14 protein-coding genes are annotated in these 14,799 nt (G+C 65.7%); 7 read left to right on the top strand and 7 right to left on the bottom strand.

The window, feature by feature from the left end; genetic code table 11:
* Position 1 precedes the first annotated feature (1 nt).
* A complete protein-coding gene (locus tag GL284_RS12865; protein ID WP_155045035.1) occupies positions 2–1,300 on the bottom strand; it encodes a glycosyltransferase family 4 protein in 1,299 nt (432 codons plus the stop codon).
* Between the two features lie 189 nt (positions 1,301–1,489).
* Here GL284_RS12865 and GL284_RS12860 point away from each other — a divergent pair, with 189 nt between their 5' ends.
* The 3 genes from GL284_RS12860 (at position 1,490) to GL284_RS12850 (ending at position 4,280) form a co-directional block, all read left to right on the top strand.
* Positions 1,490–1,777 carry a co-chaperone GroES gene (locus tag GL284_RS12860; RefSeq protein ID WP_155045034.1) on the top strand — a complete coding sequence of 96 codons (288 nt, stop codon included), beginning with the start codon at positions 1,490–1,492 and terminating at the stop codon, positions 1,775–1,777.
* Positions 1,778–1,815: 38 nt separating this feature from the next.
* Complete coding sequence (groL, locus tag GL284_RS12855) at positions 1,816–3,456, top strand: chaperonin GroEL (RefSeq protein WP_155045033.1); 1,641 nt, start codon at positions 1,816–1,818, stop codon at positions 3,454–3,456.
* Between the two features lie 122 nt (positions 3,457–3,578).
* Positions 3,579–4,280 carry a class I SAM-dependent methyltransferase gene (locus GL284_RS12850; protein ID WP_155045032.1) on the top strand — a complete coding sequence of 234 codons (702 nt, stop codon included), beginning with the start codon at positions 3,579–3,581 and terminating at the stop codon, positions 4,278–4,280.
* A gap of 49 nt (positions 4,281–4,329) precedes the next feature.
* Here GL284_RS12850 and GL284_RS12845 read toward each other — a convergent pair whose 3' ends face one another.
* A complete protein-coding gene (locus GL284_RS12845; RefSeq protein WP_155045031.1) occupies positions 4,330–6,153 on the bottom strand; it encodes an ABC-F family ATP-binding cassette domain-containing protein in 1,824 nt (607 codons plus the stop codon).
* 42 nt (positions 6,154–6,195) lie between these two features.
* Positions 6,196–7,164 (bottom strand): serine hydrolase domain-containing protein, encoded by a 969-nt coding sequence (locus tag GL284_RS12840; RefSeq protein WP_155045030.1) that lies wholly within the window; start codon positions 7,162–7,164, stop codon positions 6,196–6,198.
* A 128-nt stretch (positions 7,165–7,292) separates the two neighbouring features.
* Between GL284_RS12840 and GL284_RS12835 the strand changes: the two genes are divergently transcribed.
* Genes GL284_RS12835 through recR form a run of 4 tightly spaced genes read left to right on the top strand, consistent with a single transcriptional unit; the run spans position 7,293 to position 10,359 of the window.
* On the top strand, positions 7,293–7,577 hold the full coding sequence (locus tag GL284_RS12835; RefSeq protein WP_155045029.1) for a DUF2218 domain-containing protein: 285 nt from the start codon (positions 7,293–7,295) through the stop codon (positions 7,575–7,577).
* A gap of 58 nt (positions 7,578–7,635) precedes the next feature.
* Complete coding sequence (locus GL284_RS12830) at positions 7,636–9,411, top strand: DNA polymerase III subunit gamma/tau (protein ID WP_155045028.1); 1,776 nt, start codon at positions 7,636–7,638, stop codon at positions 9,409–9,411.
* A 3-nt stretch (positions 9,412–9,414) separates the two neighbouring features.
* Entirely contained in the window at positions 9,415–9,759 is a 345-nt protein-coding gene (locus GL284_RS12825; protein WP_155045027.1) for a YbaB/EbfC family nucleoid-associated protein, read from the top strand.
* Positions 9,760–10,359 (top strand): recombination mediator RecR, encoded by a 600-nt coding sequence (recR, locus tag GL284_RS12820; RefSeq protein ID WP_155045026.1) that lies wholly within the window; start codon positions 9,760–9,762, stop codon positions 10,357–10,359.
* A 112-nt stretch (positions 10,360–10,471) separates the two neighbouring features.
* Here the strand turns inward: recR and GL284_RS12815 are convergent, their stop codons facing one another.
* The 4 genes from GL284_RS12815 to GL284_RS12800 form a co-directional block, all read right to left on the bottom strand.
* Positions 10,472–10,918, bottom strand: a complete 447-nt coding sequence (locus GL284_RS12815) for an Hsp20 family protein (RefSeq protein ID WP_155045025.1) — start codon at positions 10,916–10,918, stop codon at positions 10,472–10,474.
* Positions 10,919–11,007: 89 nt separating this feature from the next.
* The gene (gene glcF, locus GL284_RS12810) at positions 11,008–12,297 is read right to left on the bottom strand and encodes a glycolate oxidase subunit GlcF (protein WP_155045024.1); all 1,290 of its coding nucleotides are present in this window, start codon (positions 12,295–12,297) and stop codon (positions 11,008–11,010) included.
* Positions 12,267–13,310 carry an FAD-binding protein gene (locus GL284_RS12805; RefSeq protein ID WP_155045023.1) on the bottom strand — a complete coding sequence of 348 codons (1,044 nt, stop codon included), beginning with the start codon at positions 13,308–13,310 and terminating at the stop codon, positions 12,267–12,269. Before GL284_RS12805 ends, glcF begins: the two co-directional genes overlap by 31 nt.
* The gene (locus GL284_RS12800; protein WP_155045022.1) at positions 13,300–14,745 is read right to left on the bottom strand and encodes an FAD-linked oxidase C-terminal domain-containing protein; all 1,446 of its coding nucleotides are present in this window, start codon (positions 14,743–14,745) and stop codon (positions 13,300–13,302) included. The genes GL284_RS12805 and GL284_RS12800 overlap by 11 nt, the downstream gene beginning before the upstream one ends.
* Positions 14,746–14,799 lie beyond the last annotated feature (54 nt).

Raw genomic sequence — 14,799 nt, 5'->3', positions numbered from 1 at the left:
ACTAGCGGCGGCGGGGCAATTCCTGCGGCAGCGGGCGCTTGTCCAGAACAGCGCGCCAGATGCGTTCGATCTGCGCGGCTTTGGCGGCCCATGTAAACTGCCCCATGACCTTGGCCTGCCCGGCCTGCGCCATGGCGGGCAGCACGGCCGGATCTGCGGCAATCGCCTCAAGCCGGGCGCGCAGCCCTGCGACGATCTGCGCCCGGCTGCCCATCGGAATGCGGAACCCCGTGGCGTCATCGACCAGCTCGCCCGGCCCGGCGTAATCGGCGATGACCGGCACGACGCCAAGCGCCATCGCCTCCAGCACGACGCCGCCGCCGAATTCGCGGACCGAGGGGAAGACCAGCATCTGCGCGGTCGCCGCCACCGATTGCACCTGCTTGTGGTCCAGCCAGCCATGCATGGTGACCGCGTGGCCCACGGATTCGCGGGCGATCAGCGCGCGCAAATCATCCGCCTGCGGCCCGTCGCCGATGATGTCCAGATGCAGCGCGCCGCTGCGCAGCAAAGGCAGCGCCGCCTCGATCGCCATATCCGCGCCCTTATAGGGCACCAGCCGCCCGATGAAGCAGCCCCGCAGAGGCAGCGTGCCGGGTTGCGGTGCGGTCAGGCTGAACCGCGCGGGGTCGATGGCGTTTTCCGGCAGCCAGACGGTTTTCGCGTGATATTTCGCCGGGATCTCGCTGAAGGTGAATTCCGAGCCGCAGATGATCGCGCTGGCGGCGTCCAGCGACGCCCCCCGCCCCGGCATCGCCTTGTAGGCGCCGCGAATATAGGACAGCCATTCCTTTTCGCGCCGCCGTTCGGCATCGAACCCCTTGGGCCATGGCACGCCGCCATTCAGCGGCCCCATGACGAAAGGCACGCCCGCGCGACGGGTGCGCGCGCCGATCAGGCTGTTGGCGGTAGGGGTCAGGGGCGTCACCCGATGCACGATGTCATAATCGCCCGCCCGGATCGCCGCGCCGAATTGTCGCCAGACCAGCCGTTCAAAATAGCCATAGCCCAGCGTGGTCACGGCGGTCTTCATCGTCCAGCCGACGCCCTTGCCCATGCTCAGCCGTTCGGCCAGTTTCCACAGGGGTGCTGCCAGCTTTTCGCTGTCGATGGCGGTGAAATCGCGGCCCTCGACAAGGCCCGCACGGATGAAGGCGTCGCGGTTGCGGATCTGGGTGACGATATGGACATCCGCCACCTCGCGCAGCGCCGAGGACAGCGACCAGCCGATCAGCGGAACCGAAACCCATTCGGGATTTGCCGCCTCGGCAATGACAAGCGCCCTGATCCGCCGTTCCATCATTCCCCCGTCTGCGACCAGGATTTGCCTAGCCGCGCCCGTCAAACACAGTCAAGCGGATTTCCCGGCAATTTTTCTGGGCCGACCACGTTGACAGCAAAAGACGTGCTGCCTAGATGTTCCGGCACTGGCACTCACCAAGCCCGAGTGCCAACAACATACAGCAACCTGTAACACCGGAGTGTTCACATGGCTTTCACACCGCTGCACGACCGCGTTCTGGTCCGTCGCGTCCAATCGGACGAGAAAACCAAGGGCGGCCTGATCATCCCCGACAGCGCGAAAGAAAAACCCGCCGAAGGCGAAATCGTTTCGGTCGGCGCCGGCGCGCGCAAGGACTCGGGCGAGCTGATCGCACCCTCGGTCAAGTCTGGCGACCGCGTCCTGTTCGGCAAATGGTCCGGCACCGAAGTGACGGTCGACGGCGAAGAGCTGCTGATCATGAAGGAAAGCGACATCCTGGGCATTATCGCCTGATCGTCCTTTCCCAATAACCCCTTACAGGAGAAGAACAAATGGCTGCTAAAGAAGTCAAGTTCAACACCGACGCCCGCGACCGTATGCTGAAAGGCGTGAACATCCTGGCCGATGCGGTCAAGGTCACGCTGGGCCCGAAAGGCCGCAACGTCGTCATCGACAAATCCTTTGGCGCACCGCGCATCACCAAGGACGGTGTGTCGGTTGCCAAGGAAATCGAACTGTCCGACAAGTTCGAGAACATGGGCGCCCAGATGGTCCGCGAAGTCGCTTCGCGCACCAATGACGAAGCTGGCGACGGCACCACCACCGCCACCGTTCTGGCGCAAGCCATCATCAAAGAAGGCATGAAGTCGGTTGCGGCTGGCCTGAACCCGATGGATCTGAAGCGCGGCATCGACCTGGCCACCGCCAAGGTCGTCGAAGCGATCAAATCGGCCTCGCGTCCGGTCAACGACTCGGCGGAAGTCGCGCAGGTCGGCACGATCTCGGCCAATGGTGAGCAGTTCATCGGTCAGCAGATCGCCGAAGCCATGCAGCGCGTCGGCAACGAGGGTGTCATCACCGTCGAAGAAAACAAGGGCATGGAGACGGAAGTCGAAGTCGTCGAAGGCATGCAGTTCGACCGTGGCTACCTGTCGCCCTATTTCGTCACCAATGCCGACAAGATGATTGCCGAGCTGGAAGACGCCTACATCCTGCTGCACGAGAAAAAACTCTCGTCGCTGCAGCCGATGGTCCCGCTGCTGGAAGCTGTCATCCAGTCGCAAAAGCCGCTGATCATCGTCGCGGAAGATGTCGAAGGCGAGGCTCTGGCCACGCTGGTCGTCAACAAGCTGCGCGGCGGTCTGAAAATCGCTGCCGTCAAGGCTCCGGGCTTCGGCGATCGCCGCAAGGCCATGCTGCAAGACATCGCGATCCTGACCGGCGGTCAGGTCATCAGCGAAGATCTGGGCATGAAGCTGGAAAACGTGACCATCGACATGCTGGGCCGCGCCAAGAAAGTTTCGATCAACAAGGACAACACCACCATCGTCGATGGCGCCGGTGACAAGCCCGAGATCGAAGCCCGCGTGTCGCAGATCCGTCAGCAGATCGAGGAAACCACCTCGGACTATGACCGCGAGAAGCTGCAAGAGCGTGTTGCCAAACTGGCAGGCGGCGTTGCCGTCATCCGCGTCGGCGGCATGACCGAAATCGAAGTCAAAGAGCGCAAGGACCGCGTTGACGATGCGCTGAACGCGACCCGTGCGGCCGTTCAGGAAGGCGTTGTCGTCGGTGGCGGCGTGGCTCTGGTTCAGGGCGGCAAATCGCTTGACGGCCTGACCGGCGCGAACTCGGATCAGGACGCAGGCATCGCCATCGTCCGCCGCGCTCTGGAAGCTCCGATGCGCCAGATCGCTGAAAACGCTGGCGTCGACGGCGCTGTCGTGGCTGGCAAAGTGCGCGAGTCGACCGACAAGGCGTTCGGCTTCAACGCCCAGACCGAAGAATATGGCGACATGTTCAAATTCGGCGTCATCGACCCGGCGAAAGTCGTGCGCACCGCGCTGGAAGACGCAGCCTCGGTCGCAGGTCTGCTGATCACCACCGAAGCGATGATCGCTGAAAAGCCCGAGCCGAAAGCTGCGGCTGGTGGCGGCATGCCCGACATGGGCGGCATGGGCGGCATGATGTAATCAGCCCCCTGCCTTCGCAGGATCGGCCGTCCCGAAAGGGGCGGCCTTTTTCATTGCACTGGAAAAAATGTCAGTCTCTGCCATGCTACCCCTGACCCGGCAATGGATCAGATGGTTTATTCATGAGCTTTTTTGCAGATCTGAACGAACTCGATCGCTTCGGCGTCGAAAGCAACACCAACAAGGCCAGCAGCTGGGTTCCACCCGGTCGTCAGCGGGAAAGCTGCGAGGGGCTGTTGAAACGCTATGATTTCTTCCTGTCGCGCCTGCGCCAGCAAGGGGCCTCGCGGATTCTGGAACTGGGTGCGGGACCAGATGACAATATCGGGGCGTCGCTGCGCATGTGGAAACGCTATTTCCGCGAGGGCGCCGAAATCCATGTGGCAGACAACAAACCCTCGGCGATGAACCTGCGCGACGAAGGCTTTCATCCGCATGTCGGCGATGTCGGCAATATCTCGTTTCTGAACATGCTGGCGCGGCAGACATGGGATTTCGTGATCGACGATGCCTCGCATATCTGGACGCATCAGATCCTGGCGTTCCGGGCGCTGTTTCCGGCGCTGCGCAGCGGTGGGATTTTCATCTGTGAGGATCTGTGCACATCCTTCGGCCAGATGCGCGCCGCTTATTCGCAGGGCTTCGACATGAGAGACCCGGTGCAGTATTTCATGGCCCTGTCGCGACGCACCTGCGACGGCCGGGGCCGCGAGCCCGACCCGCCGCATGACGGCTATGCCTTGTCCAAGGCCGATTTTGACCTGGTGGGCCAGATCCATATGATCGCGTGGATGAACAACGCGGCCATCGTCATCAAGCGTTAGCGCAGCACAGGCCGGGCGGTGAGCCCAACCGACCGGGCTGCGCCCCCCGTCAGCCGTCGCGTTCGGCCAGTTCCAGCCATTCTTCTTCGGCGGCGGCCAGCGCGGTCTGACGTTCGCTCAGCCCTTCGCTGGCCTTGGCGAATTTCGCCGGTGCCGAGGTGAACAGATCGGGCTGGGCCAGAAACTCCTCAAGCTTGGCGATTTCTGCCTGCAGGCGGTCCATCAGGCCGGGCAGCGTATCAAGGCGCTTCTTTTCCGTGAAGCTCAGCCCCGAAGGCTTGGGCGCGGCGGGTTGAACCTGAACCGGGGCGACCTGCGCGGGCTTGGCATCGACCGAGGCACCGACCGCAAAGACCGCGCCGGTTTCCTCGCGCTGCGCGCGATAGTCAGACCAGCCGCCGGGATAGATCACCGCACGGCCGTCGCCCTCCATCGCCACGGTGGTCGTGGCCACGCGGTCGATGAAATCGCGGTCGTGGCTGACCAGCAGCACCGTGCCGTCATAGTCGCCCAGAATGTCCTGCAACAGATCCAGCGTTTCCACGTCCAGATCGTTGGTCGGTTCGTCCAGCACCAGCACGTTCGAGGGATGCGCCATGATCCGCGCCAGCAGCAGCCGCGCCTTTTCACCGCCCGACAGGCTGCCGACCGGCGCGCGGGCCTGCGCGTCGTCGAACAGGAAATCCTTCAGATAGGCCACGACATGCTTGGGATTGCCCCGCACCATGACCTGATCCGACCGCCCCGACACCCGCATCGAGGGATCGCCGGTCAGCGCGTCCCACAGGCTGACCTTGTCATCAATGGCCGAGCGCGCCTGATCGAAGACGGCGATATCCAGATTGGTGCCATGCTTGACCTCGCCCGTGTCGGGGGCGATCTCGCCGGTCAGCATCTTGATGATCGTGGTCTTGCCCGCGCCATTGGGGCCGACAAAGGCCACGCGGTCGCCGCGCAGCACACGCAGATCGAAGGCTTGCAGGATGGTGCGCTCGCCAAAGCTCTTGCTGATGCCTTTGGCGTCGATCACCCGCTTGCCCGAGACCTGACCCGATTCCAGTTCCAGCGCCGCCGTGCCCTGACGCCGGATCTGCCCCGACCGTTCCTCGCGCAGCGCAGCCAATGCCCGCACGCGGCCCTGATTGCGCTTGCGCCGGGCGCTGATGCCTTCGACGGCCCATTTCGCCTCGGCCTTGATCTTGCGGTCCAGCTTGTGGCGGGCCTCATCCTCGGCGGCCCATGTGGTTTCGCGCCAATCCTCGAAATGCTCGAAGCCGCGTTCCTGACGGCGCACGTCGCCCCGGTCGATCCACAGCGTCGCGCGGGTCAGCGCGCGCAGGAAGGCGCGGTCGTGCGAAATCAGCACGAAGCCCGCCCGGGTGGTGGACAGCTGCTCTTCCAGCCAGCCGATGGCTTCGATGTCCAGATGGTTGGTCGGCTCGTCCAGCAGCATCAGCTCGGGCGCCTCGGCCAGCAGACGGGCCAGAGCGGCGCGGCGGCGTTCCCCGCCCGAGGCCGTCGTCACCGCCCGGTCGGGATCGAATTTCAGCCCCTCGGCCGCCATTTCCACGCGGTAGCCTTCGCTGTCATCCAGCCCGGCGCGGGCGAAATCGCCCAGCGTGGCAAAGCCCGACAGATCCGGCTCCTGCTCCATATAGCCGACTTTGACCCCGGCGGGCGTGATGACCTGCCCGGCATCGGGTTCAACCAGCCCGGCCATGACCTTCATCAGCGTCGACTTGCCCGACCCGTTGCGCCCCACAAGCGCGACACGGTCGCCTTGCTGGACGGTCAGACCCAGCCCGTCGAAAACAGGATTGCCGCCGAAGGTCAGCGAAATATCGGTAAGTTGCAAAAGCGGTGCGCGTGCCATGGCCCGCAGATATGATGCCCGCCAGCGACGGTCAACGGGGCTTCACAGCGATTGCACCAGTTCCCCCGCCAGCCGGTGCAGATCGTTGCGATAGCCCGACCGCGCCGAGGGCAGATCCGGATCCGAGGTCATGGCGATCGCCACCGGATCGCGGCCCGGAAAGACATAGATCATCTGCCCGCCGTAACCCCAGCCATAACGCACCGCCCGCCCGCCGATACGCGACAGGAACCAGCCATAGCCGTAATCCTCGCCGTTGAAGAAGGATTGCGTGCGGCGCTGCCAGCTTTCGTCGATCCAGCCGGGCGGGATGACGCCATGCCCGCCCGCGGCATAGGCCGCGCCAAAGGCCAGCAGGCTGCGGGTGGACATGGCCATCTGATTGCCGCCCAGATAGATACCCTGCGGGTCGCGTTCCCATGCGGTGATGCGAAAGCCGGGGATGGTCAGCCAGTCTTGCGCCAAGGCCAGCGTGGTGCGGCCCGTCGCCTGCGTCAGCATGGCCGACACCAGATGGGTCGAGGCGGTGGAATACAGCATCCGCCCACCCGGGTCGGTCTCGAACGGCGCGGCAAGGGCCGTGCGCACCCAGTTCCGGCTGCTGACCCAGCGGCCGTAATTCGGCCCGGACTGGCGTTGCAGCCCGGCCTGCATCGACAGCAGATTGCCCAGCGTCAGCTGCGCCAGCCGCGGATCGGGATCGCGCGGCAGATCAGCGCGCAGCACCTCGGCCACCGGCTGATCCGCGCCGCTGAACACCCCGCGCTGGATGGCGATCCCCGCCAGCGCCGAGACGATGCTCTTCGAGGCGGATTTGATGTTCGTCTGACGGTCCGGCGTGAACCCGCCATAGCCCTGCGCCGCGATCTCGGAGCCGCGCCAGATGGCGATGGCGCGCAATTGCGGCAGGCGGGCGGCCTGCGCCAGCGTGGTGTCGGTTGCGGCCCGCGCAAGGGCGGGGGCGGCGAATGGCAAGGCCGCAAGGCCCGCAAGGATTGAACGTCGCTGCATGGGCATTATATGGGATGGCGCAGACCGCTGCCATGCACAGTTCACGCGTTCGTGACGCAAGGCATTGTATCTGCCCGATTTCCCGCCAGCCCCCTGCCAGCCGGGATGATTTAGCGCAAGGAAACATCATGCTTCAGACCCGCTGCGACGTGCCGACCGAACATGGCAGCCGCTATCTGCAACAGCTGGCCAAACACTGGACCCACAAATTCGACGTCAGCTTCGATCCGACACAGGCCCGCATCGCCATGCCCGAAGACCGCGTGATCGAGCTGACCTCTTCGGCAGATACGCTGTCGATCCGCCTGACCGCCCCGCCCGACGCGATGGCGCATCTGCAACAGGTCACCGACAGCCACATCGCCCGCTTCGCCTTCCGCGAGGAACTGGTCTTCGACTGGCAACCGGCCTGAATCGGTTGCCGCCCCCCGGACCTGCGGCTAATCTGCCGGCCAGCAACAAGGCCGGGACATGACCGAAAGCGACAAGACCTATCAAGTGCTGGCGCGGAAATACCGCCCCGAGACATTCGCCGATCTGGTCGGTCAGGATGCCATGGTGCGGACGCTGGAAAATGCCTTCGCCGCCGACCGCATCGCGCAGGCCTTCATCATGACCGGCATCCGGGGGACCGGCAAGACCACCACCGCCCGCATCATCGCCAAGGGGCTGAACTGCATCGGCCCCGACGGCGCGGGCGGCCCCACGACCGAGCCTTGCGGGGTCTGCGAACATTGCGTGGCGATCAGCGAAGGCCGCCATGTCGATGTCATGGAGATGGACGCCGCATCCCGTACCGGCGTCAATGACATCCGCGAAATCATTGAATCGGTGCATTATCGCGCGGCCTCGGCGCGCTACAAGATCTATATCATCGACGAAGTGCACATGCTGTCGACCAGCGCCTTCAACGCGCTTTTGAAGACGCTGGAGGAACCGCCGCCGCATGTGAAATTCATCTTTGCCACCACGGAAATCCGCAAGGTTCCGGTCACGGTGCTCTCGCGCTGCCAGCGCTTCGACCTGCGCCGGATCGAGCCCGAGGTGATGATCGCGCTGCTGCGCAAGATCGCCGACCGCGAAGGCGCGCAGATCACCGATGACGCGCTGGCGCTGGTGACACGCGCCGCTGAAGGCTCGGCCCGCGATGCGACCAGCCTGCTGGATCAGGCGATCAGCCATGGCGCGGGCGAAACCACCGCGCCGCAGGTGCGCGCCATGCTGGGTCTGGCCGACCGGGGCCGGGTGCTGGACCTGTTCGACATGATCCTGCGCGGCGATGCGGCACAGGCTCTGGCGGAATTGCAGGCGCAATATGCCGATGGCGCCGATCCCATGGCCGTGCTGCGCGATCTGGCCGAGATCACGCATTGGATCAGCATCGTCAAGATCACCCCCGAGGCGCTGGACGATCCCACCATCGGCCCCGACGAACGCACGTGCGGTCAGGACATCGCCGAACGCGTGCCGATGCGCGCGCTGACGCGGTTGTGGCAGATGCTGCTGAAATCCCTTGAAGAAGTGGGCATGGCCCCAAATGCGATGATGGCTGCGGAAATGGCCATCATCCGCCTGACCCATGTGGCCGACCTGCCCGACCCCGAGGCGCTGATCCGCAAGGTGCAGGCCTCGGCGGCGGCGGGCGAATTCACCCAGCGCACCGCGCCGCAGGCCAGCCGCAGCGACGCGCCCCGCGCCGCAGCGCCGCGCGCGCCGATGGCCGTGCAGCCCTCCGGCAGCGCGGCGGCGATCGCGGTTTCGCCCGATGCGCTGGCAGGCTTTCCCGATTTCGATGCCGTGGTCGATCTGATCCGCCGCATGCGCGACATGAAGCTGCTTCTGGATGTCGAGGATCACCTGCGCCTTGTGCGCTATGCGCCGGGCCGGATCGAATTCAACCCCACCGATACCGCGCCGCGCGACTTTGCCCAGCGTCTTGCCGAACGCCTGCGCGGCTGGACGGGCGGGCAACGCTGGGCGGTCGTCGTGGTCTCGGAACCCGGCCAGCCCACGGTGACGGAACAGCGCCTTGCCCGCGAGGCGGCGGTGCGCGCCCGCGTCATGGACAATCCCGCGGTGCAGGCGATCTTCACCGCTTTCCCGCAGGCGAAAATCACCCGCATCCGGCCGGTTCCGGTGCCGGTCACGGTTGAAAAGCCCGCGGGCGAGGATACATCCCCGCATGAGCTGACCGAAGGCCCGGTGGCCGAGGTCGAAGAATGGGATCCCTTCGAGGACGAGGAATAAGCAATGTTCAAAGGATTGGGTGGCCTCGGCGATCTGTCGAAAATGATGGAAACCGCGCAGCAGATGCAGACCAAGATGGCCGAAATGCAGGACGGGCTTGCCAAGCTGACCGTCACCGGCGAATCCGGCGCGGGGCTCGTCAAGGCGACGGCCACGGCCAAGGGCGAACTGACGGCGCTGGATATCGACCCCTCGATCTTCGTCGCCTCGGAAAAGGAAGTGGTCGAGGATCTGATCCTTGCCGCGATCAAGGACGCGCAGCGCCGCGCGCAGGACAAGGCACAGGACGAAATGGCCCGGCTGACCCGCGAAATGGGCCTGCCCGCCGATATGAAGATGCCCTTCTGAATGGCGTCTTCGGACGATGACATCCAGACATTGATCGCCACCATGGCGCGGCTGCCGGGCCTTGGCCCGCGCTCGGCCCGCAGGGTGGTGCTGCATCTGATCCGCCGCCGCACCGGACAGATGGCGCAACTGGCGGGCCTGATGGCCAATGTCGCGGAACAGGCGCGCGAATGCATCGTCTGCGGCAATGTCACGGCGGGCGATATCTGCCCGATCTGCGAAGATCCGGCTCGCGCCACCGGCGAAATCTGCGTCGTGACCGATGTGGCCGACCTCTGGGCCATGGAACGCGGCCGCGCCTTCCGGGGCCGCTACCACGTCCTCGGCGGCAGCCTCTCGGCTCTGGATGAAATCGGCCCCGACGATCTGCGCATCCCGGCACTGATCGACCGCATCGCGGATGAAAACATCACCGAGGTCATCCTCGCCCTCTCGGCCACCGTCGATGGCCAGACCACCGCGCATTACATCGCCGAGGCGCTGGCCCCCACGTATGTCAGCGTCACCGGACTTGCCCAGGGCGTGCCCATCGGCGGTGAGCTCGACTATCTCGACGACGGCACCATCAGCGCCGCCCTGCGCGCCCGCCGAAAATTCTGAACCGCAAATTCTGAACCAAAATTTCGAAGGGCGCCACCACAGCGCCCCTCCCGTCTTCCTTGTTTTGCAAATACCCCCGGGGGTCCGGGGGCAGCGCCCCCGGCGACGCCGGTCAGGCGTCCAGCTTCTCGACCGATTTCAACGATTTGGCGATCTCGATGCGGCGCGGTTTCAGCGATTCCGGGATCTCGCGCACCAGATCGATGTTCAGCATCCCGTCCACATGGCTCGCGCCCTCGACGCGGACGTGATCGGCCAGCGTGAAGCGGCGCTCAAAGGCGCGGGTGGCGATGCCGCGATGCAGGAAGCTCCGGCCCTCATCCTCGGCGGCCTTGCGCCCCGAGACGATGACGGCACCATCCTTGACCTCGACATTCAGATCATCGGCCCCGAAACCCGCGACGGCAATGGCGATGCGATAGGCATTCTCGCCGGTTTTCTCGATATTATAGGGGGGGTAGCTGGCGATATCGGCGGACAGCGCCCGGTCCATGACATCGGCCATACGGTCAAACCCGACCGAGGCACGGTAAAGCGGGGTCAAATCGAAGTTACGCATTTTCGCATCCTTATTAAAGCGATACAAAGGCAAGCCCCCCGATGCGGGCGGGCATTGCGTCGGCGCCCATCCGGGCCGTCCGACAGGCTTCAGGTGGGGATGGCAGGTGCCTGCGTCAAGGCCGCTGGGCGCGGCCCGCCGCTGGCCCAATCCAGCAATTCGACCGTATGCACCACCGGAACCCCGGTCCCCGTGCCGATCTGCATCATGCAGCCGATATTGCCCGCCGCGATCACCTGCGGCGCGACCGCCTCAAGCGTGGCGACCTTGCGGCGCTTCAATTCGCCAGAAAGCTCGGGCTGCAGCAGGTTATATGTCCCGGCCGATCCACAGCACAGATGCGGGTTCTCGGGCTCGACCACGGTAAAACCCGCCTGCACCAGCAGGGATTTCGGCGCGGACCGGATTTGCTGGCCATGCTGCAGCGAACAGGCCGAATGATAGGCCACGCGCAGATCCGGCGCGGTGCCTTCGGGCAGGCCATGCGCCTCCAGAAACTCGGTCACGTCGCGGGCAAGCCCCGCCACCTTCGCGGCTTCGGGCTGCATCGGATCGCCCGCGAAGATCTTGCCGTAATCCTTGATCGTCGTGCCGCAACCCGAGGTATTGATGACGATGGCATCCAGCGGCCCGGCTGCCAGAAAGCTGCGGATCGTCGCGCGGGCCGAGGCAAGCGCGTCATGCTCGCGGCCCATGTGATGGGTCAGCGCGCCGCAGCAGCCAAAGCTTTCGGGCACCACCACCTCGCAGCCGGCGCGTTGCAGCAGGCGGATGGTGGCGGCGTTGATGTCGGTGTTCAGCGTGCGCTGCGCACAGCCCGGCATCAACGCGACGCGGGCGCGGCGCGGGCCTTCGGCCGGATGCACGCCATCCTCGCGCGTGGGCGCGGGCAGCGATCCGGGGGCCATCTCCAGCATGGCGCGCAGCCGGGCATCGGGCATCAGCCGCGCGAAAGGCCGCGCCAGTTTCGCCGCCATCAGCGCCAGCCGGAAGCGCCCGGCATGCGGCAGGACCCGCGCCAGCATCCAGCGCAGCGCCCGGTCGCGCCACGGGCGGCGATAGGTCTGTTCGACATGCAGCCGGGCATGGTCGATCAGATGCATGTAATCCACCCCCGAGGGGCAGGTCGTCATGCAGCTTAGACAGCCAAGGCAGCGATCCAGATGCTTGACGGTCTTTTCATCCGCATCCCGGCCGTTCTCCAGCATGTCCTTAATCAGATAGATCCGGCCGCGCGGGCTGTCCAATTCATCGCCCAGCACCTGATAGGTCGGGCATGTGGCGGTGCAGAACCCGCAATGCACGCAGGCGCGCAGGATCTTGTTGGACCGCGCGACAAGCGGATCGGTCAGCTGCTGAGGCGTGAAATTTGTCTGCATGTTCCGTCGCTGGCAAAAATCCCGCGCGGATCGAACCGCTCGCGGAGGCTGGCGTTCAGGCGCGAGACCACAGGGTTCAGCGCCGGGAGGGTCAGGGCAGCATCGCCCGACACGCGGCTGGCATGGCCCGACCATGCGGGCAAATCGGGCATCCGACCGGGCGGCAAGGCCACCCAGATCAGCCCGCCGCCCCAGTCCAGCGCCAAGGGTTCGGGCAGCGCGGCCAACAGGCGCGGCGCCTCGGACGGGCGGCAGATGATGCGCCACAGATCGCCCGACACATCCCGCGGCACCGTGGCCCAGTCGCAGGCCACGGGGTCCGCGCCCAGCTTTTCGGCCAGCGCCTTGCTGCGGATCGCGACCGAGCCCTCAAGCCCCTCGACCCGGACCAGCGCGCCCTGCCCCGGCAGCCATGCCGCCCCCGAGATGTCATAGGGTCCGGTCAGCGCCTGTGTCAGCACCCCGACCGCAGCCGTTGCCGACCCCGGCACGGCCAGCGTGACCGATACGGGCGGCTTTGGCGCGGTTTTCAGCGCCACCTCGGTCAAGACCCCAAGCTGCCCGCGCGACCCGGCCATCAGCTTGACCAGATCATAGCCGGTGACGTTCTTCATCACCCGGCCACCATTGGCGATGATCTGCCCCTGCCCGTCGACAAAGCGCACGCCCAGCAGCGCATCGCGGCACGCCCCCGATTGCACGCGCCGCGCGCCCGAGGCATTGGCCGCAACCACGCCGCCGATGGTCGAGCCGTCGCGCGCGTCCGGCTCGAAGGCCAGCATCTGCCCTTCGGCGGCCAAGGCGGATTGCAACTCGGCCAGCGGCGTGCCCACCCGCGCCACCACGGTCAGCGCGGCGGGCTCATAAAGCGTGATGCCGCTGAGCCCGCGCAGATCCAGCCGCGCCGCGCCGCCTTCGCCGGGGTGCAGCCGCGTGCCGCCACCGACCGGGGATAGCGGGCTGCGGGCATCGCGGATCATCTGCGCCAGTTCGGCCTCGGTCTCAGGCCGCATTGCGCAGCCCTTCGCGGCGCGGGGCCGAGACCGCCAGCGGAAACACCTTGGCCGCGTTCAGCAGCCAGAACGGATCGAAGACATCCTTGACCTGCATCTGCGCCTCAAGATCGTCTGCGGTGAATTGCGCGGTCATCAGCTCGCGCTTTTCGACGCCGACGCCATGTTCGCCGGTCAGGCAGCCGCCGACCTGCACGCACAGCTTCAGGATCTCGGCCCCCAGCGCCTCGCAGCGCTCCAGATCGCCGGGGGTGTTGGCGTTGTAAAGGATCAGCGGATGCATGTTGCCATCGCCCGCATGAAAGACATTGGCCACATCCAGACCGAATTCCTGCGACAGCCGCGCAATGCCCGCCAGCACCTCGGGCAGCGTGCTGACGGGGATGGTGCCGTCAAGGCACATGTAATCGTTGATCTGGCCCATCGCGCCAAAGGCCGATTTGCGGCCCAGCCAGATGCGGCGGGATTCGTCCTCGGACCGGCTTTCGCGGAATTCGACGGGGGCAAAGCCGTCGGCAATGCCGCGGATCAGCGCCAGCTGTTCGTCGATCTCGGGCGGGCTGCCCTCGACCTCGATGATCAGCAGCGCCTCGCAATCGGGATAGCCCGCGCCGGCAAAGGCCTCGGTCGCGCGGATGCAGGGGCGGTCCATGAATTCGATTGCGACGGGCAGCACACCCGCGCGGATGATCGCCGCCACACAGGCCCCGGCGGTTTCCGAGGCGTCAAAGCCCACCAGCACCGGCCGCGCGCCCACCGGCTTGGGCAGGATGCGCAGCGTGGCTTCGGTAACGATGCCAAGCTGCCCTTCCGAGCCGCAGACGACGCCCAGCAGATCCAGCCCGGCGGCCTCGCCCATCGGGCCGCCCAGTTCGACCACGCTGCCATCCATCATCACCATGGTGACGCCCAGCAGGTTATTGGTGGTGACGCCGTATTTCAGACAATGCGCGCCGCCGGAATTCATGCCGATATTGCCGCCGATCGCACAGGCCAGCTGGCTGGAGGGATCGGGCGCATAGAAAAACCCCGCCGCATCCACGGCGCCCGACACCGACAGGTTGGTGCGCCCGGCCTGCACCCGGATGAAGCGGTCGTCGAAATCGGTCTCAAGCACGGCATTCATCCGCGACAGCCCCACCACCACCGCATCCGCCGTGGGCATCGAGCCGCCCGCAAGGCTGGTCCCCGCCCCGCGCGGCACGACCGGCACGCGTTCGTCATGACAGATGCGCAGAACGGCTGCGACCTCTTGGGTCGTGCGGGGCAGGACCACCGCCAAGGGCGGGCAGCGATAGGCCGACAGCGCATCGCATTCATAGGCGCGCGTTTCCGTCGGATCGTCGATCACCGCGCCCGGAACGGCCGCCGACAACCGGGCCGAGATCTGCGTCCGCCGTGCGATGATGCCCTGATCGGGCGCAGGCATCTGCATCAGAATGCTGTCCCTGCAAGCGCCATTTTCTTCCTCCCCGAATCAAATCGCGAC

It is taken from the genome of Paracoccus shanxieyensis (genome assembly GCF_009711265.1).
GTDB classification, from domain to species: domain Bacteria; phylum Pseudomonadota; class Alphaproteobacteria; order Rhodobacterales; family Rhodobacteraceae; genus Paracoccus; species Paracoccus shanxieyensis.
The sequence above is the reverse complement of the archived record's forward strand: the minus strand, read 5'-3'. Positions and strand labels throughout refer to the sequence as shown.

What these genes read in the sequence shown, in the direction of transcription:
- GL284_RS12865 (WP_155045035.1), bottom strand. Translation starts at nt 1,300, where the DNA reads ATGGAACGGCGGATCAGGGCGCTTGTCATTGCCGAGGCGGCAAATCCC.
- GL284_RS12860 (WP_155045034.1), top strand. Translation starts at nt 1,490, where the DNA reads ATGGCTTTCACACCGCTGCACGACCGCGTTCTGGTCCGTCGCGTCCAA.
- groL (WP_155045033.1), top strand. Translation starts at nt 1,816, where the DNA reads ATGGCTGCTAAAGAAGTCAAGTTCAACACCGACGCCCGCGACCGTATG.
- GL284_RS12850 (WP_155045032.1), top strand. Translation starts at nt 3,579, where the DNA reads ATGAGCTTTTTTGCAGATCTGAACGAACTCGATCGCTTCGGCGTCGAA.
- GL284_RS12845 (WP_155045031.1), bottom strand. Translation starts at nt 6,153, where the DNA reads ATGGCACGCGCACCGCTTTTGCAACTTACCGATATTTCGCTGACCTTC.
- GL284_RS12840 (WP_155045030.1), bottom strand. Translation starts at nt 7,164, where the DNA reads ATGCAGCGACGTTCAATCCTTGCGGGCCTTGCGGCCTTGCCATTCGCC.
- GL284_RS12835 (WP_155045029.1), top strand. Translation starts at nt 7,293, where the DNA reads ATGCTTCAGACCCGCTGCGACGTGCCGACCGAACATGGCAGCCGCTAT.
- GL284_RS12830 (WP_155045028.1), top strand. Translation starts at nt 7,636, where the DNA reads ATGACCGAAAGCGACAAGACCTATCAAGTGCTGGCGCGGAAATACCGC.
- GL284_RS12825 (WP_155045027.1), top strand. Translation starts at nt 9,415, where the DNA reads ATGTTCAAAGGATTGGGTGGCCTCGGCGATCTGTCGAAAATGATGGAA.
- recR (WP_155045026.1), top strand. Translation starts at nt 9,760, where the DNA reads ATGGCGTCTTCGGACGATGACATCCAGACATTGATCGCCACCATGGCG.
- GL284_RS12815 (WP_155045025.1), bottom strand. Translation starts at nt 10,918, where the DNA reads ATGCGTAACTTCGATTTGACCCCGCTTTACCGTGCCTCGGTCGGGTTT.
- glcF (WP_155045024.1), bottom strand. Translation starts at nt 12,297, where the DNA reads ATGCAGACAAATTTCACGCCTCAGCAGCTGACCGATCCGCTTGTCGCG.
- GL284_RS12805 (WP_155045023.1), bottom strand. Translation starts at nt 13,310, where the DNA reads ATGCGGCCTGAGACCGAGGCCGAACTGGCGCAGATGATCCGCGATGCC.
- GL284_RS12800 (WP_155045022.1), bottom strand. Translation starts at nt 14,745, where the DNA reads ATGCAGATGCCTGCGCCCGATCAGGGCATCATCGCACGGCGGACGCAG.